The sequence below is a fragment of the Actibacterium sp. EMB200-NS6 genome (assembly GCF_001305615.1).
GTDB classification, from domain to species: domain Bacteria; phylum Pseudomonadota; class Alphaproteobacteria; order Rhodobacterales; family Rhodobacteraceae; genus Actibacterium_A; species Actibacterium_A naphthalenivorans.
Genome location: NZ_CP010869.1, coordinates 2,352,643 through 2,373,129 on the forward strand (window position 1 = coordinate 2,352,643; position 20,487 = coordinate 2,373,129).

Annotated in this window: 22 protein-coding genes and 1 tRNA gene; 10 read left to right on the forward strand and 13 right to left on the reverse strand. The window is 65.2% G+C overall.

The features are described 5' to 3' along the window. Window positions 1-25: 25 nt before the first annotated feature. From soxB to TQ29_RS11455, 7 genes are all read right to left on the reverse strand, one after another. Window positions 26-1,717, reverse strand: coding sequence for a thiosulfohydrolase SoxB (gene soxB / locus TQ29_RS11425; RefSeq protein ID WP_054539257.1), 1,692 nt, complete (start codon window positions 1,715-1,717; stop codon window positions 26-28). Between the two features lie 130 nt (window positions 1,718-1,847). After that, complete coding sequence (soxA, locus tag TQ29_RS11430; protein WP_054539258.1) at window positions 1,848-2,702, reverse strand: sulfur oxidation c-type cytochrome SoxA; 855 nt, start codon at window positions 2,700-2,702, stop codon at window positions 1,848-1,850. A 29-nt stretch (window positions 2,703-2,731) separates the two neighbouring features. Next, window positions 2,732-3,061, reverse strand: a complete 330-nt coding sequence (gene soxZ, locus TQ29_RS11435) for a thiosulfate oxidation carrier complex protein SoxZ (protein WP_054539259.1) — start codon at window positions 3,059-3,061, stop codon at window positions 2,732-2,734. Window positions 3,062-3,078: 17 nt separating this feature from the next. Continuing rightward, window positions 3,079-3,495 carry a thiosulfate oxidation carrier protein SoxY gene (gene soxY, locus TQ29_RS11440; protein ID WP_054539260.1) on the reverse strand — a complete coding sequence of 139 codons (417 nt, stop codon included), beginning with the start codon at window positions 3,493-3,495 and terminating at the stop codon, window positions 3,079-3,081. A 35-nt stretch (window positions 3,496-3,530) separates the two neighbouring features. Then, on the reverse strand, window positions 3,531-4,016 hold the full coding sequence (soxX, locus tag TQ29_RS11445) for a sulfur oxidation c-type cytochrome SoxX (RefSeq protein ID WP_054539261.1): 486 nt from the start codon (window positions 4,014-4,016) through the stop codon (window positions 3,531-3,533). A gap of 156 nt (window positions 4,017-4,172) precedes the next feature. Continuing rightward, window positions 4,173-4,739 (reverse strand): thioredoxin family protein, encoded by a 567-nt coding sequence (locus tag TQ29_RS11450; protein ID WP_054539262.1) that lies wholly within the window; start codon window positions 4,737-4,739, stop codon window positions 4,173-4,175. A gap of 17 nt (window positions 4,740-4,756) precedes the next feature. Continuing rightward, window positions 4,757-5,494 carry a cytochrome c biogenesis CcdA family protein gene (locus TQ29_RS11455; RefSeq protein WP_054539263.1) on the reverse strand — a complete coding sequence of 246 codons (738 nt, stop codon included), beginning with the start codon at window positions 5,492-5,494 and terminating at the stop codon, window positions 4,757-4,759. 69 nt (window positions 5,495-5,563) lie between these two features. Between TQ29_RS11455 and TQ29_RS11460 the strand changes: the two genes are divergently transcribed. The 3 genes from TQ29_RS11460 (at window position 5,564) to TQ29_RS11470 (ending at window position 7,579) form a co-directional block, all read left to right on the forward strand. Next, a complete protein-coding gene (locus TQ29_RS11460; protein WP_235213598.1) occupies window positions 5,564-5,953 on the forward strand; it encodes a hypothetical protein in 390 nt (129 codons plus the stop codon). Between the two features lie 242 nt (window positions 5,954-6,195). Next, window positions 6,196-6,483: a helix-turn-helix transcriptional regulator gene (locus TQ29_RS11465; protein ID WP_037208673.1), complete on the forward strand. Its 288-nt coding sequence runs from the start codon at window positions 6,196-6,198 to the stop codon at window positions 6,481-6,483. Between the two features lie 49 nt (window positions 6,484-6,532). Then, window positions 6,533-7,579 (forward strand): YeeE/YedE family protein, encoded by a 1,047-nt coding sequence (locus tag TQ29_RS11470; protein ID WP_054539264.1) that lies wholly within the window; start codon window positions 6,533-6,535, stop codon window positions 7,577-7,579. 17 nt (window positions 7,580-7,596) lie between these two features. Here the strand turns inward: TQ29_RS11470 and TQ29_RS11475 are convergent, their stop codons facing one another. From TQ29_RS11475 to TQ29_RS11500, 6 genes are all read right to left on the reverse strand, one after another. Next, a complete protein-coding gene (locus tag TQ29_RS11475) occupies window positions 7,597-8,886 on the reverse strand; it encodes an amidohydrolase family protein (RefSeq protein ID WP_054539265.1) in 1,290 nt (429 codons plus the stop codon). Further along, window positions 8,886-9,830, reverse strand: coding sequence for an ABC transporter permease (locus TQ29_RS11480; RefSeq protein ID WP_054539266.1), 945 nt, complete (start codon window positions 9,828-9,830; stop codon window positions 8,886-8,888). Before TQ29_RS11480 ends, TQ29_RS11475 begins: the two co-directional genes overlap by 1 nt. A 3-nt stretch (window positions 9,831-9,833) precedes the next feature. Continuing rightward, window positions 9,834-10,883: an ABC transporter permease gene (locus TQ29_RS11485; RefSeq protein ID WP_054539267.1), complete on the reverse strand. Its 1,050-nt coding sequence runs from the start codon at window positions 10,881-10,883 to the stop codon at window positions 9,834-9,836. Beyond that, a complete protein-coding gene (locus TQ29_RS11490) occupies window positions 10,873-12,423 on the reverse strand; it encodes an ABC transporter ATP-binding protein (protein ID WP_054539268.1) in 1,551 nt (516 codons plus the stop codon). Before TQ29_RS11490 ends, TQ29_RS11485 begins: the two co-directional genes overlap by 11 nt. Next, on the reverse strand, window positions 12,424-13,455 hold the full coding sequence (locus TQ29_RS11495; protein WP_054539269.1) for a BMP family protein: 1,032 nt from the start codon (window positions 13,453-13,455) through the stop codon (window positions 12,424-12,426). Window positions 13,456-13,777: 322 nt separating this feature from the next. Continuing rightward, window positions 13,778-13,867 (reverse strand) — tRNA-Ser (locus TQ29_RS11500). Between the two features lie 218 nt (window positions 13,868-14,085). Between TQ29_RS11500 and TQ29_RS11505 the strand changes: the two genes are divergently transcribed. Genes TQ29_RS11505 through TQ29_RS11535 form a run of 7 tightly spaced genes read left to right on the forward strand, consistent with a single transcriptional unit; the run spans window position 14,086 to window position 20,424 of the window. Continuing rightward, a complete protein-coding gene (locus TQ29_RS11505; protein WP_054539270.1) occupies window positions 14,086-14,934 on the forward strand; it encodes an SPOR domain-containing protein in 849 nt (282 codons plus the stop codon). Window positions 14,935-14,962: 28 nt separating this feature from the next. Then, complete coding sequence (locus TQ29_RS11510; RefSeq protein ID WP_054539271.1) at window positions 14,963-16,123, forward strand: D-alanyl-D-alanine carboxypeptidase family protein; 1,161 nt, start codon at window positions 14,963-14,965, stop codon at window positions 16,121-16,123. 2 nt (window positions 16,124-16,125) lie between these two features. After that, on the forward strand, window positions 16,126-16,752 hold the full coding sequence (tmk, locus tag TQ29_RS11515) for a dTMP kinase (protein WP_054539272.1): 627 nt from the start codon (window positions 16,126-16,128) through the stop codon (window positions 16,750-16,752). Then, on the forward strand, window positions 16,749-17,885 hold the full coding sequence (locus TQ29_RS11520) for a DNA polymerase III subunit delta' (protein WP_054539273.1): 1,137 nt from the start codon (window positions 16,749-16,751) through the stop codon (window positions 17,883-17,885). Before tmk ends, TQ29_RS11520 begins: the two co-directional genes overlap by 4 nt. Further along, on the forward strand, window positions 17,882-18,688 hold the full coding sequence (locus TQ29_RS11525) for a TatD family hydrolase (RefSeq protein WP_054539274.1): 807 nt from the start codon (window positions 17,882-17,884) through the stop codon (window positions 18,686-18,688). Before TQ29_RS11520 ends, TQ29_RS11525 begins: the two co-directional genes overlap by 4 nt. Then, on the forward strand, window positions 18,688-19,485 hold the full coding sequence (locus TQ29_RS11530; RefSeq protein WP_054539275.1) for an MBL fold metallo-hydrolase: 798 nt from the start codon (window positions 18,688-18,690) through the stop codon (window positions 19,483-19,485). Before TQ29_RS11525 ends, TQ29_RS11530 begins: the two co-directional genes overlap by 1 nt. A 3-nt stretch (window positions 19,486-19,488) precedes the next feature. Next, on the forward strand, window positions 19,489-20,424 hold the full coding sequence (locus tag TQ29_RS11535; protein WP_054539276.1) for an AEC family transporter: 936 nt from the start codon (window positions 19,489-19,491) through the stop codon (window positions 20,422-20,424). Window positions 20,425-20,487 lie beyond the last annotated feature (63 nt).

Below are 20,487 nucleotides of genomic sequence, written 5' to 3' on the forward strand. Positions count from 1 at the left end.
TTCGATGTATGAATGCGATGATCGGTCACGCCCCGGTCACCTTCACCGATTTGTTCGGGTCGATGCTGACCGTGCCCATACGCTTGACGTAGCTCTCCACCACATCCCAGATCGCGGGGCCCTCGGTGCCCTCGTTCACGCTGGCCCAACCGGACACGACATAGCTCTTGGCCCGATCGATCGCCTCGCCGGTTTTCAGCAGCGTCATGTTGGTGATGCGGCTGCCCTGCGGCTTGCTGACGTCGATGTGATAGCCCATGCCGCCGACGCGAACCATGTCGCCGCCCTGCTGATAATAGGGGTCGGGGTTGAACAGGTTGTCGGCCACATCTTCCAGGATCACGTGGATCGTCTCGCCGGTCATCTCCGACCGATAGGCCGCCGGATAGGACATCGAGGTGGCGTTGAACAGATCCTCGCGGGTGATCGCATCGCCGGGCAGCAGGCTCGGCCCCCAGCGGAAACCGGGCGACATGGCGATATCCGCCTCACGCTCATCAATCAGCGCGTTGCAGATCAGATCGTCCCAGGTGCCGTTGAAATTGCCGCGCCGGTACAGCAGGCTGTCGGTGTGGCCCAGAACCTCGGACAGCTCGGCCTCATAGGGCGCGCGCTGTTCGTCGATCAGGGCGGCGACCTGCTTGTCGGGGGCGATCACGTCGGAAAACACCGGGATCAGCTTGTGGCGGAAGCCCATGAGCTGGCCGTTCTGAACATCCAGATCCAGCCGGGTGACGAACTTGCCGTTCGAGCCCGAGGCGATCAGCATCGTGCCGCCCACCATCACCGGCTCTGGCAGCGCGTCATGGGTGTGGCCGGTCAGGATCACGTCGATGCCTGGCACCTGGGCGGCCATCTTGCGATCAACGTCGAAGCCGTTGTGCGACAGCACCACCACCAGTTCGGCACCCGCGTCGCGCACCTCTTGCACCACCTCGTTCATCCGCTCTTCGCGCACGCCGAAGCTGAGGCCGGGGAACATGTATTTCGGGTTGGCGATCGGCAGATAGGGAAAGGCTTGCCCGATCACGGCAACCTTGGCACCGCCCCGCTCGAACATCTTGTAGGGTTCATAGGCCGGCTCGTCCCATTCGGCGTCGAAGATGTTGGCGCCGAGGAAGGGGAAATCCAGCCCTTCAACGATCTCGTTCACCCGATCCACGCCCAGGGTGAATTCCCAGTGGCTGGTCATCGCGTCGGGCTTGAGCGCGTTCATCACGTTGACCATGTCCTGCGCGCCGGTCTTCAGGCAGGTGTAGGAGCCGTGCCAGGTGTCGCCGCCATCCAGCAGCAGCGCGTCGGGCCGGTCGGCGCGGATCGCGTTCAGGATCGTCGCCACCCTGTCCAGCCCGCCCATCCGGCCGTAGCTTTTCGCCAGGGCCGCGAAATCGGGATAGGTCAGCGCATAGGCCTCGGGCGTGCCGGGGGCGATGTTGAACATCTTCAGGAAATCGGCGCCGGTCACATGCGGCGGCAGCCCGTTCACGGCGCCAACGCCGAGGTTGATCTCGGGCTCGCGGAAATAGACCGGCTTCAGCTGGCCGTGGATGTCTGTCACATGCACAAGGGTGATGTTGCCGAACGTATCGAACTGAAGCAGGTCATCCTGCGTCAGCGCCTGCTGCGCCGCCAGTTTCGACCAGTTGCCAACGCCCGAAGCGCCATAGATGGCCGAGGCCGCCACGGTGGCCTGCAGAAAATCTCGCCGCGAAATCATGCTCGTCGTCTCTCCGTTCAGAATGCAACCCACCGTCCGGCGAAATGCGAAGCATCTGCCGGCGACAAGGCGCTGGGTAAAGGAACTAACGAATGCCCCGCGCGAAACAGGCCCGCGCGGGGATGTGTGCTTAGTTGCGCACCGAAGGGCCTTCGACCGACAGGCCGTTGCCGCGCGAGGCGACGTAAAGCTCCAGCGCGATGAACTCGGCCGAGCCTTCCTTGAAGGTCTCGGCACGGGTGTCGCGGATGCAGCCCTTGAACCGGTTGTGGATCGAGTTCAGCTTGGCGTTCTTCAGGCGATAGGCCGGGAAGCCGTTGATCTGACCCTGGCTCAGATGGTCTGCGCGGATCAGGTTGTCATAATTGTCTTCGTGACAATTCGCACAGGACAGTTCGAGCTGACCGTAGCGGGTGTAATAGATCTCCTTGCCCTTTTCCCAGGTTTCCTGGGCCGGGCCGTCGATCTTCACATCCACCGGCATACCGCGTGACTGCAGCGAGATCAGGGCGGTCGTGTTGACCATGGGGTTGGAATTCCAGCCCCATTTCTCGGCGCCCATCCGGTTTTCGCGGCAGTCGTTGATATACATCTCCATCGTCCAGACTTCGCCAGCGGCCTCGTTATACTTCGGCATCGCCGCGCGCAGGCCGGCCAGGCTCTCCGGCCCGTCGTGGCACGACGCGCAGGATTTGCCTTCGGAGCCGTCGACCTCGTTCCAGGTGTCGAGCCCCTGATCGACGAAGATCATGCCGGGGTTATCGAAGTCATCCATCTGCAGCGCCTGCGTTTCGTCGGAACGGAACGTCCAGCCGGAGCGGATTTCGTCGATATACTCCATATGCGCCGGCGCTTCGGTCCGGGTCACCATTTCGGTCTCGCCGTTGATGATGAGCTGATCGTCTTCACCCGCCGATGCAAGGCCCGCGCCAAGCGCGAGCAGTGCAACAGCAGACGTGACAGCCTTGAGCGATTTCAGTTCCATGCGTTTCCTCCCTGAATGCAGCAACCCGCTCAGCCGATCGCGATCGGCTTGGCTTCCTCGTAGACCGAGCCGTCATCGTCATACCAGGTGAACTTGAACTCACCGGCTTCGGGCACCAGGGCCTCGAATTCGAAATACGGGTTGGTCGAGATCGCGGGCTCCAGCGTCACGTCGATGACGTTCTGGCCGTTGAAATCGCAGGTGAAGCGGTTGATGATCGAGCGCGGGATGATGTTCCCGTTGCTGTCCTTGCGCTGGCCCGATTCCATCGGGTGGCTGATAAGGGTCTTGATCGTGATCGCTTCACCAGCCGATGCCGTTTTCGGAACCTTAACGCGGGGTTTTACACCAGTTGCCATTTCTCAATCTCCTCTGATCAGCCGCCGCAGCCGCCGATGGTGACTTTCACGGTGTTGGAGGCACGGGCAAAGCTGCCGTCGGCCATCTTGGCGATGGCGACCACATCCTGCGTGCCGGCCAGACGGATCCGGGTGGACGCGCTCTGCGATGCGGCCAGCGGGCCGAAGTTGAACGTGCACACAGCCGGGGTGGGGTTGCCGGATGCCAGAAGCATTACCGACACCGCGCCGGGGGCATCGACGCTGACCGGAACGGTATTGCCGTTCTCTGCAATCTCGGGGCTGGTCAGCGTGATGCCGGCATCGGCCATGTCGGCGCCGCCGGTGAAGGCGGCAATCGCGTCGTCAACGCTCGCCACCGCACGGATGGGCAGCGCGAGGGTCGCCGCTACACCGGCTCCAAGCGCAATCGCCCCACGTCTTGTAAGTTCCATTGCTCTCTCCTTTGTCGGGAAGGATCCGCGCGGGATCACTCCTCTTTCAACGTCATCAGGTAAGCGACGACATCCTCGATCTGCTGCCCCGTCAGAAGCGGCGGCAGCGGATCGGTCTTTGCCGCCTTTCCGGTATAGGCGTCACCCGGACGGATATAACCGGTGGTCTTGAAGAAGGCCGGCATCACCGTGCCATCATAGGTCATCTTGGCATTGGCCACGATGCCGCGCAGCTCCGCCTCGGTCCAGCGGTCGGCGACGCCGTCCAGGATCGGCCCGACCTCGCCGTGGAACGGCACGTCTTCGGCCATTTCCGAAATCGCATGGCAGGACACACAGTTGCCGAGGCTCTTGGTGCCCATGATCACGCGGCCGTTGGCGGCGTCTCCCGGAACACCCGTCAGGGATTCGGAGATCGCGCCATACTCGTCATATTTCACATTCTCCGGCGCGACTTCAGAAGCCGAAGCAAGACCGACACCAGCCACCAGGCAAGCGGTGCTCAGGATTACGCGTTTCATTCAAGACTCCTCCCAGTGTCTTTTCCCGTCAGCCCAAACTAGCTGAGGTATCCATTTGTATGCAACAACAAATCTAATTTATTGCATGTCATTGAACGGACGCAGTGTCGCGCCTTTGTTTCGATCATGGGTGCGATTGCGCAACATTGTTAGCCATCATTGGCCTTCGCTGAGTTTGCGCGCAAGATATTTCTGGAAATGTTCATCGCCCTCGTAGCCTTTTTCCAGAACCCAACGCAGCAGGCTTTCGGTGGTTCCCTTGCCGAAAGCCCCCGGCATCGTCACCACAGCGGCCTGCGCGGCGGTGGTGCCGCCATCGGGCAGCGTGTCGGGCATGAACATCATCGTGGGCGTGAAGACAACCCCCCAGCGCCGGGCCATATCCTTTTCCGACAGGGCGGTACCGTCGAAATCGGTCACCTCGACATCGCCGAACAGATTCATCTGCACCACGAAGTAATTCTCCTCGATCAGCGCCGCGATCTCGGGGTCGGGGAATACCTCTTCGTGCATCTTCTTGCAGTAGATGCAGCCGCGCTGCTCCCAGATCACCAGCAGGCGCTTGCCCTCGGCGGTGGCCGCCTCGAGATCCTCGGTCATGTCCTTGAACGTGTCCTGCAGCCACTCGGGCTTGTGCAGCCCGTCGTCGCCCATCGGGGCGGTGGCGAAGGCCGGGGCGGCAAGCGCCAGGAAACCCGCCGCCAGAAAAGACATCAGTCGCATATCAATCTCTCCCTCACTTACCCGATGGTCGAAAACCACGGGACATGTTCGATCATGAACTGGGCGATATAGGATACGGCGTTGGTGGCGATCAGAATCCCGAACAGGATCAGCATAACCCCCATCGCCTTTTCCACATAGCCCATGTATTTTCGGTTGCGCTGCGCCCAGCCCAGAAACGGCCGGGCAAACAGCGCCGCCACGATGAACGGCGCGGTCATCGACAGCCCGTAGACAAGCAGCAGCAATCCGCCGCGCCAGATGTCGCCCATGCCGCTGGCCACCATCAGGATCGCCGCCAGCGCCGGGCCCACGCAGGGCGTCCAGCCAAAGCCGAAGGCCAGCCCCATCAGATAGGCGCCCAGAACGGTGGTGGGCTCCGCCTTGCTTTCGATCCGCGCCTCCCGGTACAGGAAAGGGATGCGCATGACGCCCAGAAAATGCAGGCCGAACACGATCAGCATCGCGGCGGCCACATAAGACAGCGGCTCTTTCCACGCGATGAACGCCTGGCCAAGTGCGGTCGCCCCCATCCCCAGCAGCACGAAGATCGAGGTCACGCCAAGCGCGAAGAACACCGCCGAGAGCACCAGCCGCCGCTGCGCGCCCGGCGCGATCGTATCGTCGCTGCGCAGCTCGGCCATTGAAATGCCGGCCATGTAGCACAGATAGAACGGCACGATCGGCAGGATGCAGGGCGACAGGAAAGACAGGATTCCCGCCAGGGCCGCCGCACCAAAGGAAATATCAAGCACCGCGGACCCTCCCTTGTTCCGGACGCTAAAACACATTATGTTTTTTAGATCTATCTGGAAAGAGCTATGATGCGAATTCTCTCACTGGCCTGCGCCGCTGCGATGGCGCTTGCGGCTGCCACCGTGCCGGCCCGCGCCGACCTTCGTCTTCTGATGGTCGAACAGCAGGGCTGCGCCTATTGCATCATGTGGGAAAAGCAGATCGGCCCGATCTACCCCAAAACCTCCGAAGGTCGCGCCGCGCCGCTGCGCAAGGAAAGCCTGCGCGCCCTGCCCGACGATATCACCCTGCGCTCCAAGCCGCAGTTCACGCCAACCTTCATCCTGCTGCGCGACGGGGTCGAGCTTCGGCGCATCGAAGGCTATCCGGGAGAGGATTTCTTTTGGGGGCTTCTGGGCAAGATGCTGGAAAACCAGCCGGAGTGGACTGCCCAATTAAACGGCGATGCCGAAGGCTAACCGCATTAAATCGGTGCGCCACAGTCACAATTTCGTTGCTTAAAACAAAGGCTACTTCGCAGATTAACGAATTCCATGCTAAGCGAAAATGAAATCCCGCCCGGCCAAGGGCACGCAAGACCAGAGGACGGGGCCCAAAAGCGCCCCATAGAACGAACATGACCGACGCAATTCACACATTCGACCTTGATGTCCGGGACGCGGCAGGGGATGGCGAAGACGCATCCGTCGTCGCCAATGACATGGTCACCAAGGCCGAGGCGGCATCAAGCTTTCTCAAGGCGCTGTCGCATGAAGGGCGGCTGATGATCCTGTGCCACCTGTCCACCGGCGAAAAGACCGTGACCGAGCTGGAGCGCCTGTTGTCGTCGCGCCAGGCTGCCGTCAGCCAGCAACTCGCGCGGCTGCGGCTGGAGGGGCTCGTCGCCCATCGCCGCGATGGCAAGGCGATCTTCTATTCGCTGGCCGACGATCGCGCGCGGCGCACGATCGAACTCGTCTACGACATGTTCTGCAAGACACCGGACTGAAACCGGGCGGCCGGGTCGCAACGACCGACCCGTCCGCGGGAGGGGACGCATGGGCATGCTACCGATTGGCGCCCTCGCCGCGCTGATTGGCCTGATGACCGGAATGGTTCTAGGGCTGGCCGCGCGGCTGGGCGAATTCTGCACATTGGGCGCCATCGAAAGCGCGATCTATGGCGATGACCAGCGGCGCCTGCGCCTGTGGGGCATCGTGCTGGGCACTGCCATCTTCAGCACCTTCCTGCTGGCCGATGCGGGGCTGATCGACATCGAGGCCACGATCTATCACGCCATCGCCTGGAACCCGCTGGCCAGTATCATAGGCGGCGCGGTTTTCGGATATGGCATGGCGCTGGCCGGCAACTGCGGCTTCGGCGCGCTGGCGCGGTTCGGCGGCGGCGATCTGCGCGCCTTTGTCGTTGTCGTGGTCATGGCGATCAGCGGCTACGTCACGCTGAACGGGCCGCTGGCCAATCTGCGCATTCTGGCCTTTCCGCAGCACCCGGCCGACGCGCCACAAGGATATGCGCATCTGGTGGCGGCCCAGCTTGGCCTGCCGCCGCTGGCCTTCGCCACGATCGTCGCGGCGGCGCTGACGGTCTGGGCCCTGTCCTATGCCCCGCTGCGCCGGGCACACCACCGCATCGGCTGGGGCGTGGCTGCCGGCCTGTCGATCAGCCTTGCGCTCTGGGGCACCAGCACGCTGAACGCAATGAGCTTTGGCGCTGTGCCCGTCGAGGGCCACAGCTTTACCGCGCCGCTCGGCCGCGCGCTCTTGTGGCTGATGACGGCGTCCTCGGGCGGGCTGGGCTTTGCCGTCGGCTCCGTCGCCGGGGTGCTGGCCGGCGCGTTCATCGGATCCTCGATCAAGGGCCACTTCCGCTGGGAAGCCTGCGAAGACCCGCGCGAGCTGGGCCGGCAGGTGTCGGGCGCGGCGCTGATGGGCGTCGGCGGTATCGTCGCCATGGGCTGTTCGGTCGGCCAGGGGCTGACCGGCTTTGCCACGCTGGCCTATTCGGCACCGGTGACGCTGGCCGCGATCTATTTCGGCGCGCTCTACGGCCTGCGCCGCCTGATCCAGGGGTATCAGCCGGACTGACGCCGCCGTTCCCGGCGCTACGCCCGCGCGCCCGTATGGGCCGGGTGCCGCCGGCGCACGGATGCGGGCCGCCCCGGCAGTGACAGCCGCGCGTCGTTCTTGGCCCTGCTGGCGATCACCTGCCCGCCGGCGATCACGCAAAGCCTGTCGGGCCGCAGCCGCAGCGCCTCGATCGGGTTGCCCGCGTCCAGCACCACAAGCGACGCCTTCGCACCGACGCGCAGCCCGTAGTCGGACAGGCCCATGATCCTCGCATTGCTCGTGGTTACCATCTCGAAGCACTGGCGCATCTCTTCGGGGCTGGTCATCTGTGCCACATGCAACCCCATGAAGGCCACATCCAGCATATCCGCCGTGCCCATGCTGTACCACGGGTCCATGACGCAATCCTGCCCGAAGCCCACCGTGATCCCCATCGCCAGCATCTCCTTGACGCGGGTCAGGCCCCGGCGCTTGGGAAAGCTGTCGTGGCGCCCCTGAAGCACGATATTGATCAGCGGGTTGGGAATGGCGGCGATACCGGCCTCCTGCATCAGCGGCAGCAGTTTCGAGACATAGTAATTGTCCATCGAATGCATCGACGTCAGATGCGAGCCTGCAACGCGCCCCTGCAGGCCCAGCCTTTGCGCCTCATAGGCCAGCGTTTCGATGTGGCGCGACAGGGGATCGTCGGTCTCGTCGCAATGCATATCGACCATCAGGCCGCGCTCTGCCGCGATCTCGCACAGCTGCGTCACCGAGGCGGCGCCATCGGCCATGGTGCGTTCGAAATGCGGAATGCCGCCCACGACCTCGACCCCCATGTCCAGCGCGCGGATCGTGTTGGCCAGTGCCGTCGGGTCGCGGTAAAGGCCATCCTGCGGAAAGGCCACCAACTGCAGGTCGATGTAACCCGAGACCTGCTTTCTGACCTCAAGCAGGGCCTGAACCCCCAGCAGCCGGTCGTCGCAGGTATCGACATGGCTGCGAATGGCCAGCAATCCCATCGACGCGGCCCAGTCGCAATAGGCCAGCGCGCGGTCGCGGACCTGTTCGAAGGTCATCTCGTCCTTCAGCTCGCCCCACAGGCCGATCCCTTCCAGCAACGTGCCGGAGGCGTTGATCCTCGGGGTGCCATAGGAAAGGGTCGCATCCATATGGAAATGCGGATCCACGAACGGCGGGCAGACCAGATCGCCCGTTGCCTCTATGATCCGGCCGGCCTCGGCCTCGATCGTGCCGATCGCGGTGATCTTTCCGGCCTCGATCCCGATATCGGCGACACGCCCGTCCGGCAGGCTGCCGCCCTTGACGATCAGATCGAACATCAGCGCTCTCCCTTGTTGAACGGCACCATCAGGGCCGCCGGCACCTGCGCCCGCCGCGACATGACGACAAGCGCCAGGATCGACAGAAGATAGGGCATCATCAGGAATATCTGATAGGGCAGATCGGCGCCCAGTGGCGTTTGCTGCACACGAACCTGCAGCGCGTCGAAGGCGGCGAACAGGATCGCGCCGATCAGCGTCTTGCCCGGCCGCCACGATCCGAAGACCACAAGCGCAATGCAGATCCAGCCGCGCCCGTTCACCATTTCGAAGAAGAACGAGTTGAAGGCCGACATGGTCAGAAACGCGCCGCCCAGCGCCATGAGCCCGCTGCCCGCCATCACCGCGCCGATGCGGATCGCCCCGACCGAAAGGCCCTGGGCGGCCACCGCCGCCGGATTCTCGCCCGCCGCGCGCAGCGCCAGGCCCAGCGGGGTGCGGTACAGGATCACCGAAACCGCAATCACCAGACCGAAGGCCAGATAGGTCAGCGGGGTCTGGCTGAACACCGCCGGCCCGAGCACCGGAATATCCGACAGAACCGGAACCGGCAGCGGCTGGAACGCCTCGATCTTGGGGGGCGAGGTGACTTCGGGCAAGGCCAGCCGGTAGCTGAAATAGGTCAGCGCGGTCGCCAGCATGGTGATGCCAAGCCCGACCACATGCTGCGACAGGCCGAACGGCACCGTCAGCACAGCGTGCAGCAGCCCGAACAGCATGCCCGCCAGCATCGCCACCCCGACCCCGGCCCAAAGGCCGCCGCCGGAATAGACGGTCATCCAGCCGGCAAAGGCCCCCACCACCATGATGCCTTCGATCCCGAGGTTCAGCACCCCGGCCCGCTCGCAGATCAGCTCGCCCAGCGCGGCGAAGATCAGCGGGCTGGCGATGCGGATCGCGGCGGCCCAGAAACTGGCGGACAGAAGGATGTCAACGATATCCACGGCCTACGCCCACCGGACCCGGAACCGGGTCAGCATCAGCGCCAGCACCATGAGCAGCAGGGCCGTGGCCAGCATGATATCGGCCAGATAGGTCGGCACGCCCACCGCGCGGCTCATGCTGTCGGCCCCGACGAACACCCCGGCGACAAACAGTGCCGCCACCACGACGCCGAAGGGGTTGAGCAGCGCCAGCATCGCCACGATGATGCCGGTATAGCCAAAGCCGGGGGAAATATCCAAGGTCAGGCTTCCCTTGAGACCCGCCACTTCGGAAAACCCGGCAAGCGCGGCCAGCCCCCCCGACAGCAGCGCCGTCTTGATCAGAACCGGGCCGACGGGGATGCCCGCGAATTTCGCGGCGGCCCGGTTCAACCCGACGGCGCGCATCTCGTACCCCAGCGTGGTGCGGGCCTGCACCAGCCAGATCACCGCCGCCGCGATCAGCGCCAGCCCGAAGCCCCAGTGCAGGCGCAGCCCCTCGACGATGCGCGGCAGCCGCGCCTCGGGGATCAGGCGCGCGGATTTGGGCCAGCCCATCCCCATCGGATCCTTCAGCGGGCCTTCCAGCAGCATCGACACCCACAAGAGCACCACGAAATTCAGCAGCAGTGTCGTTACCACCTCATCCACCCCGAACCGGGTCTTCAGGACGGTCGGCACCAGCAGCACAATGGCTCCCGCCAGCATCGCCGCCGATGCGATCGACGGCAGCAACAGGCCCGAGGGCCAGGCCAGCGCCCCGGTTCCCAGCGTCGCCGTAACCACCGCCCCCGCGTAAAGCTGCGCCTCGGCGCCGATGTTCCAGAGCCGGGCGCGAAAGGCCACCGCCACCGCAAGCCCGGTGAAGATCAGCGGCGTGGCCCGGTTGAGCGTTTCCAGTAGCGCGAATTTCGATCCGAAGGCACCCTGCAGGATCAGCCCCAGAACCGAAAGCGGCGGCGCCCCCGCGACCATCGCCAGCAGCGAGGCGATGGCGACCGTGGCCGCCAGCGCCAATGCCGGCAGGCCGATGGTGCGGATCAGAGTCGGTTGCGCGACCGGTTCAAGCCGCATCGGAGTCGCCCTCGCCAAACCCGTGACCCGCCAGCCAGACGCCCAGCTCTGCCGTGGTCTTGCTGCCGCGCTCGAACCCCGGCGAAAGCCGCCCTTCCGAAATCACGTGAATCACATCCGACAAGGCCATGATCTCATCCAGGTCTTCCGAAATCAGCAACACCCCTGCCCCGCGACCACGCGCCGCCAAAAGCTGTTCATGCACATATGTCAGCGCCCCGATATCAAGCCCGCGCACCGGCTGATTGGCCAGAATGACATCCGGCACCGTCTCGAGCACGCGGCCCAGAATCAGCTTTTGCATGTTTCCGCCCGACAGCAGCCGGATACGCGTCTCCGGCCCGGGGCAGCGCACGTCGTAGGCATCGATGATCCGGCGCGCGAAGGCCCGCGCCGCGCCCCGGTTCAGCCAGCCCCTGCGGCTGAAGGGTGGCTGCCCGTAGAGTTCCAGCACCGCGTTTTCGGTCAGGTTGAAATCGGGGATCGTGCCGGTTTTGTGCCGGTCCTCGGGGATGCGCGCGATCCCGCCCGCCACCGCCGCGCGCGGCGACCAGCGGCCGGGCACGGCACCGTCGCGCCGCAGCACACCCCGCGCCGGCGTGATCAGGCCGCCCAGAACATCGAACAGCGCCGCCTGGCCGTTGCCCGACACCCCGGCCAGCCCGACGATCTGCCCGCCCCGGATCTTCAGATGCACCGATTTCAGCCCCGGCGCGGCGCCCCGGTCAGGGGTGCTGACATTCTCCAGCTCGATCAGAACCCGGCCCACCGGCGCGGCCTGCACGGCGGGCGGGTCGATCCGCGCGCCGACCATCAGCTCGGCCAGGGTGTACTTGTCGGTCGCGGCGGTTTCGGTTTCCGCCACCAGCCTGCCATGGCGCAGCACCACCACCCTGTCTGACACCGCCATCACCTCGTGCAGCTTGTGCGAGATGAAGATCACCGACAGCCCCAGTGCCACGGCCTTGCGCAGCGTGGCGAACAGATCGTCGGTTTCCTGCGGCGTCAGAACAGCGGTCGGCTCATCCAGGATCAGGATGCGCGCATCGCGATAGAGCGCCTTGAGGATCTCTACCCGCTGCCGCTCGCCCACCGTCAGACTGCCGACAAGCGCGTCGGGATCGACGCTCAGCCCGTAGGCCCCCACCAGTTCGAGAATGCGCTGGCGCGCGCCGGCCCGGTTGAACCCGGCCTTCCACAGCGGCTGCGTGCCCAGCACGATGTTTTCCAGCACCGTCATGTTGTCGGCCAGCGTGAAGTGCTGATGCACCATCCCCACGCCCGCCGTCAGCGCCGCGCGCGGATTGCCCGGCGGCAGCGTCTTGCCGAACACGGCCACAGACCCGCTGTCGGCCGTGTACTGGCCAAACAGGATGTTCATCAATGTGGTCTTGCCCGCGCCGTTCTCGCCCAGAAGGGCGATCACCTCGCCTTCGCGCAGATCAAAGCTGATCGCGTCATTCGCGGTCAGCGCGCCGAAGGTCTTGGTGATGCGGTCAAGGCGCAGGACAACCGGCGCCTTGTGTGCAGTCCCCGCCACTCAGGAAGACTTCGGTTCTTCATCGTTGATTTCGACAGAGAAGGTCCCGGCCCGGATCGCGGCTTCCCGCTCGGCCACCAGCGCCAGCGCCGCCTCGGGCACCTTGCCCTCGAACGTGCCCAGCGGCGCGAGCGAACTGCCGCCCTCGGCCATGAAGGAATAGACGCCGTAATCGGCGGCCTTGAACGTGCCCGCCTTCACCTCGGCGATGGCGTGATCCAGCGTCGGTTCGAAATGCCAGATCGCCGAGGCCACGACCGTTTCGGGATAATCGGCCTGGGTGTCGATCACGTTGCCGATGGCCAGCACATTCCGTTCCTGCGCCGCGTCCGACACGCCGAAGCGCTCGGCATAGAGCACATCCGCGCCCTGCTCGATCATCGCGAAGGCGGTTTCCTTGGCCTTGGGCGGATCGAACCAACTGCCGATGAAGCTGACCTGGAACGTGATCTCGGGGTTCATCTCATGCGCGCCGGCCATGAACGCGTTCATCAGGCGGTTCACCTCGGGGATCGGAAAGCCGCCGACCATGCCGATGTTGCCGGTTTTCGTCATCGCCCCGGCGATGATGCCCGACAGATAGGCCGCGTCCTGGATGTAATTGTCGAAGACCGCCAGATTGGCGAGCGCCGGGTCTTCCTTGAAGCTGGAACCCAGCAGGAACGCGATGTCGGGGTAATCGGCGGCGACTTCGCGGGCTTCCTGCTCGGCGCCGAAAATCTCGCCGATGATCAGTTGATAGCCCTTCTCGGCGTATTCGCGCATGACGCGGGCGTAATCGGTGTTGCTGACGTTTTCGGTAAACGCGTAGTCGATGTCGCCGCGCGCCTGCGCCGTTTCGGCCGCCTTGTGAATGCGGCTGACCCATTGCTGCTCGACCGGAACGGTATAGATGCCCGCCACTTTCACGGGCTCGGCCGCCACCGCGACGCCCGCGCCGAGTGTCGAAACCGCGACCAGCGCGACGCTTGTCGCCAGAAGCCCGCGACGCGTCAGCCCGCGCCCGTGCCGAACTTTACGTTGATTTTCCATATTTTTTTCCACCCCTCTGCAAATCACGCTTTACCGTTTGATTAAATTTTAAGGCTGTCAAGAAATGTCGTGACGCGTGGCGCGGCTTTTCTTTTCCTGAACAAGAATTGTGCAGCTCATGTCTGACGAACGCCTGCCTGGCGCCCTGGCACGGCGGGGGCAGGCCCCACTCCGGGCGGTGAAGGCGACGCACGCCCGAGAGTCCCGCGCGGCGGACATTTCCCTGCACAGGGGGCAAGAGCCGCGATGCCGGACCTTGCCGCATCCCAGCACTCAATCGACCGCGAAGGGCGGATCGCACACTGCTGACGATAATCGGATGTGGCGGAGGGAGGGGGATTCGAACCCCCGGAAGGCGCAAACCTTCAACGGTTTTCAAGACCGCCGCATTCGACCACTCTGCCACCCCTCCGACGGCATCCCGGCTTAGCCCGGCCCGTGCGATTCTGAAAGCCCGCAGAATGGCCGTTTTTTGCCGCCGCCGCCCCGCCCCGCCCTTTCCTTGAAGCGCCGGTGACGTTATGATGTGGCACGGCGCAAAATAACAGCAACGCGTCAACGGGCAGACAGGCGGTCGGACGAACAGGCCGCAGGCGCGGCGGAGCGGTCGTGCGCGAACAGGGGCAAGGCATGATTTCCAAGGGTTTGTTTAAGGTTTCGCTTTCACTATGCGTGGCCGTCGCGCTGGCCGGATGCGAAGAAGGCGGGCTGTTCCCGCCCTCGGGCAAATCCGGCGACACCCCGACGGCATCCACCGCCACTAGGCTGGTCGAGCGCGATGTCGAGGCACCCGATGTGTTTCAGGCCAATGAAAACGGCCTGTGGGACGGGCGCCCCTCGCTGGGCGGCATCTGGGTGGCCTATCCCGGCGTCACCGACCCGGAGCGGGTGATCATCCGCAATGAAACCAACGGCAAATTCGTGATCGGCGCGCTGTTCCGGCGCGAACGGGAAAATCCCGGGCCGAAGCTGATGATCTCTTCCGATGCGGCTTCGGCGCTGGGAATGCTGGCCGGGCAGCCGACATTGCTGAACGTGACCGCGCTGCGCAAGGAAGAGGTGCCGCTGAACCCGCCCGCCCCCGAACCGACGGCCGCGCTTGACGCCCCCGAACCCATCGAAGCCGAACCGCTGGCCCCGCTGGCGGCGGCTGCCGCCGCGCTGGACGAGGCTGAAACCGGGGCGCCCGCGGCCGATATCGCGCCCGAGCCTCCGATAGCGGCCGCTGCCCCGAAACCCTCGGCGCTGGAAAAACCCTTCATCCAGATCGGCATCTTCGGGGTCGAGGAAAACGCCACCGGCACCGGCAACCTGTTGCGTGACAGCGGGATCGTGCCCACGGTGCTGATGCAGGAAAGCAGCGGCAAGACCTTCTGGCGCGTCCTCATCGGCCCTGTCGGCACCAGCGCCGAGCGCGCGGCGCTTTTGAAAAACGTAAAAGAGCTTGGCTTTACGGACGCGTATTTCGTGACCAACTAAAGCCTCTGACACCATAGCGGACGAACCGATGCGACGCATATACATCACGCTTCTGGCCTTGCTGGCCGCCCTGCCCCTTGCCTCTGCCGCGCGCGCCTCGTTCGAAACGCGCGCAACCGCGGCCTATGTGCTGGACCAGACCACCGGCACGGTGCTGCTGAGCAAGAATGCCGAAACGCCGCTGCCGCCGGCGTCGATGTCCAAGCTGATGACGCTGAACATGCTGTTCGAAGCGCTGCGCGACGGGCGGGTGACGATGGACACGCAGTTTTCCGTGTCGACGAACGCCATGAACATGGGCGGCTCGACCATGTTCCTGAACGACCGTGACCGCCCGACCGTGCGCGACCTCATTCGGGGCATCATCGTGCAATCGGGCAATGACGCCTGCGTGGTGGTGGCCGAGGGGCTGGCCGGAACCGAAGACGGGTTCGCCCGGCTGATGAACGAACGCGCCCGCGCGCTGGGGATGGAAAACTCAACCTTCGCCAATGCCTCGGGCTGGCCCAACCCCGGCCACCGGATGAGCATGAAGGACCTGGCCATTCTGGCGAACCGGCTGATCACCGAATTCCCCGAATATTACGGTTTCTTCGGCGAGGCGGAATATGAATTTGACGGCCGCGCGCCGCAGAACCGGTTCAACCGCAACCCGCTTTTGAAAATGGGCATCGGCGCCGATGGCATGAAGACCGGCCACACCCAGGAGGCCGGATATGGCCTTGTCGGCTCTGCCCAGCAGGGGCCGCGCCGGGTGATCGTGGTGATATCCGGGCTCAATTCCGAAGCCGAGCGCGCGCAAGAGGCCGAGCGGCTGATCAACTGGGCATTCCGGCAGTTCGTGCAGAAAACCGTGGTCGAAAAAGGCACCCGCCTGGCCGAGGCGCGGGTCTGGCTGGGGGCCGCGCCGCGTGTCGGCCTTGTGGCCGCCGACGATATAGAACTGGTCGTGCCCGCCGTGCTTCAGGGCGGGATCAACGCCGAAATCGCCTTCGAAACCCCGATCGAAGCGCCGATCGCGGCGGGCCAGGAGATCGGCGAACTGGTCATCAACCTGCCCGACATGGAGGAGGTGCGCGTGCCGCTGGTGGCCGCGACAGCCGTGGCCAGGGGCGGTTTCCTGCCCCGTCTGCGCACCGCCGCGCAGGTACTGTTCCGCAAGATGACGGCAGAGGCGCAAGGCCTCTGAGCATGGCGGCGCAGGGCGTGTTCATCACCTTCGAGGGTATCGACGGGTCCGGCAAATCCACCCAGGCGCGGCGGCTGGCCGACCATCTGCGCGCCATCGGTCGCGACGTGGTTCTGACGCGGGAGCCGGGCGGCTCTCCGGGCGCCGAGGAGATCCGCCGTCTGGTGCTGGAAGGCGACCCCGACCGGTGGTCGGCGGAAACCGAGATATTGCTGTTCACAGCGGCCCGCCGCGACCATCTGGAAAAGACAATCGCCCCGGCGCTGGCCGCCGGCAAGGCCGTCATCTGCGACCGTTTCGCGGATTCCACCCGGCTCTATCAGGGCATCACCCGCGGCGATCTGCGCGGGGTGGTCGATCAGCTTCACGCGCTGATGATCGGGCGCGAGCCCGACCTGACCTTCATCATCGACATGGACCCCGCGCTTGGCCTGGCCCGCGCCAAGGGGCGCAACGGCGCCGAGGAACGGTTCGAGGATTTCGGCGAGGCGCTGCAGCAAAAGATGCGCGCCGGGTTTCTGGATCTGGCCCGGGAATTCGCGGATCGCTGTGTCGTCGTGGATGGCAACCGGGGCATTGACGCAGTGGCCGCCGATGTCGCGCGGCTTGCCGACGGGCGCCTGGGATGAGCGACGACATCCCCGAAGCCGACCGCGTCGAGGGTGCGCCGCATCCGCGCGAAACGCTGGCCCTGCTGGGGCAGAGCGCCGCCGAGGCCGGGTTTCTGGAAGCATTCAACACCGGGCGCATGCATCACGGCTGGCTGATCACCGGCCCGCGCGGGGTGGGCAAGGCGACGCTGGCCTGGCGCATCGCGCGGTTCCTGCTGGCCCGGCCGGCAGAGGAGGACGGCGGGCTTTTCGGCGCGCCGCCGCCGCCCGGCACGCTCGACATCGCACCGGATCATCCGGTCGCCCGCCAGGTGGCGGCGATGTCGGCCCCCGGCCTTTTCCTGCTGCGCCGCGCGTGGGACGACAAGAAAAAGGGCCTGAAAACCGTCATCACCGTCGATGAGCTGCGCCGGCTGAAGGGGTTCTTTTCGCTCTCTGCCTCCGACGGTGGCCGGCGCGTGGTGATCGTGGACGCGGCCGACGAGATGAATGTGAACGCCGCCAACGCGCTGCTGAAACTGCTCGAGGAGCCGCCCGAAAAGGCCACGCTTCTGCTGATCTCGCATCAGCCCTCGCGCCTGTTGCCCACCATCCGCTCGCGCTGCCGCGAGCTGCGGCTTGCCACGCTGGGCGCCGACGATATGGCCGAGGCGCTTCTGGCCGCCGGGGCGCAGGTGAACGACGCGGGGACGCTGGCCGCCCTTTCCGGAGGCTCGGTGGGCGAGGCGATCCGGCTGACCAACCTGGACGGGCTGGCGCTTTATTCCGAGATCGTGGCGCTCTTTGCCACCCTGCCCCGGCTCGACCGGCCCCGCGCCCTGAAGCTGGCCGACAGCGCCGCCGGCAAGGCCAGCGCGGCCCGGTTCGATCTGATGCTGCGCCTGTTCGATCTGTTCCTGTCGCGGCTGGCGCGCAGCGGCGTCACCGGCCCGCCGGCGCAACAGGCCGCGCCGGGCGAGGCCGAGATGATGGCGCGGCTCTGCCCCGATGCCCATGCCGCGCGGGTCTGGGCCGAAACCGCCGAAACGCTGGGCACGCGCGCGCGCCATGGCCGCGCGGTGAACCTTGACCCCGCCGCGCTGATCCTTGATACGGTTCTGAGGATTGACGATACGGCGGCAACCCTTGCCGCCCGGCAGGCGAGCGCATGACCAGCACCCCAGAGATTACCGACAGCCATTGCCATCTGGACTTTCCCGATTTCGCCGACGAACTGCCACAGGTCATCGACCGGGCGCTGGCCGCCGGGGTGACGCGGATGGTGACGATCTGCACCAAGCTGCGGCTTGAACCGCAGGTCCGCGCCATCGCCGAGGCCCACGCGCCTGTCTTCTTCGCCGCCGGCACCCATCCCATGAGCGCGGCGGAAGAGCCGATGGCCACGGTCGAGGAACTGATCACGCTGGCCCGCCACCCGAAATTCGTGGGTATCGGCGAAACCGGGCTGGATTACCACTACAGCGCCGAAAGCGCCGATGCGCAGAAGCAAAGCCTGCGCGTGCATATCGAGGCCGCGCGCCAGACCGGCCTGCCCCTGATCATCCACGCCCGCGCCGCCGACAAGGACATGGCCCGCATTCTGGCCGAAGAACACAGCGCCGGCGCCTATTCCTGCGTCATGCACTGCTTTTCGTCGAGCGCCGAGCTGGCGCAGGCGGCGCTTGATCTGGGGTTCTACCTGTCGATGTCCGGCATCTCCGCCTTTCCCAAATCGGCAGAGCTGCGCGACATTTTCGCCGCCGCCCCGGTCAGCCGCATTCTGGTGGAAACCGATGCGCCCTATCTTGCCCCGCCGCCGCATCGGGGCAAACGCAACGAGCCTGCCTATACCCGCCACACCGCCCATGTCGGGGCGCAGCTGTTCGACATGGACTATGCCGATTTCGCCGCCCAGACCCAGACCAACTTTGACCGGCTGTTCCGCAAGGCCGCCGCATGGGAGGAAGACGTCTGATGGCGCGGATGCATTTCACCATTCTGGGCTGCGGCTCTTCCGGCGGGGTGCCACGGCTGGGCGGGCACTGGGGCGATTGCGACCCGGACAACCCGAAGAACCAGCGCCTGCGCTGCTCGCTTCTGGTCGAGCGCGAGGATGAGGGCGCCGTCACCCGCGTGCTGATCGACACCACACCCGACATGCGCACCCAGCTTCTGAACGCCGGGATCGGAGAGCTGGACGCCGTCGTCTATACCCATGCCCATGCCGATCACGTGCACGGGCTGGACGATCTGCGCCAGATCGTCTTCAACACCGGGGCGCGGCTGCCGGTCTGGGCCGACGGCCCCACCCAGGACGCGCTTTATTCCCGCTTCGGCTATGCCTTCACCCAGCCCGAAGGCTCTCCCTATCCCGCCATCCTTGAAATGCACACGGTCCGGGGCGACGTCGTGATCACCGGCGCCGGCGGCACGATCACCCTGACCCCGTTCCGCGTCAACCACGGCACGACCGACGCGCTTGGCTTCCGGGTGCTGGATGTCGCCTATGTGCCCGACGTGGCCGAGATGTACCCCGAAGGCTGGCCCGCGCTGGAAGGGCTGGACCTGCTCATCCTCGACGCACTGCGCCGCACGCCCCACCCCACGCATCTGCATCTGGACAAGGCGCTGGAGTGGATCGCGCGCACGGCCCCGCGCCGGGCGGTGCTGACCAACATGCATATCGATCTGGATTACGAAAAGGTCGCGGCCGAAACGCCCGAACACGTCACCCCGGCGTATGACGGGCTGACCATCAGCTTTGATCTTTAGCCGATGGAAGCGCTGATCCAGGTCATCCTTCCGGTTTTCCTGGTCCTCGGGTTCGGCTATGCCGCCGCATGGCGCGGCATGATAACCGATGAAGGCGTGGACGGGCTGATGAGATTCGCCCAGAACTTCGCCATCCCCTGCCTGCTGTTCCGCGCGATCTCGACCCTCGATCTGGATCAGCACTTCGATATCCGCCTGCTGCTCAGCTTCTACACCGGGGCGAGCACCGGTTTTCTCGCCGGGCTGCTCGGCGCGCGCTATCTGTTCAAGCGCAGCTGGGAAGACAGCGTCGCCATCGGCTTTGTCGGGCTGTTCTCCAACTCGCTGCTGCTGGGCCTGCCGATCACCGAGCGCGCCTATGGCCCCGACGCGCTGGAACCCAACTATGCGATCATCGCGATACATTCGCCGTTCTGCTATACTCTGGGCATCACGGTGATGGAGATCGTGCGCAACCGTGGCACCGGGCGCGGGCTTGCCGGCACTGCGGGCTCGGTGCTGAAGGCGATATTTTCAAATGCACTGGTCATCGGAATCGTCCTTGGCTTTACGGTGAACCTCACCGGGCTGCCTGTGCCCGGCGTTCTGAAAGACGCGATTGACTTGATGATCCGCGCCGCCCTGCCCGCTGCCCTGTTCGGCCTTGGCGGCGTGCTGTTCCGCTATCGCCCCGAGGGGGATCTGAAAACCATCGCCTTTGTCTGTGCGGTGTCTCTCGTGCTACATCCGGCCGTCGTCTGGCTCATGGGCACCGCGCTGTCGCTGCCCACGGGGCAGTTTCGCTCTGCCATCCTGACGGCGGCGATGGCGCCGGGCGTGAATGCCTATCTCTTCGCCAACATGTACGGCGCGGCGCGGCGGGTCGCGGCCTCTGCGGTGCTTGTCGGCACGCTGTCATCCATCTTCACCGTCTGGGTCTGGCTGGCGCTGCTGCCCTGAGAACCGGCCGGGGCGGATCTGCCCCCTTGGCGAAGCCCCTGCGGGCCTGTAGCGTTTCCTCAT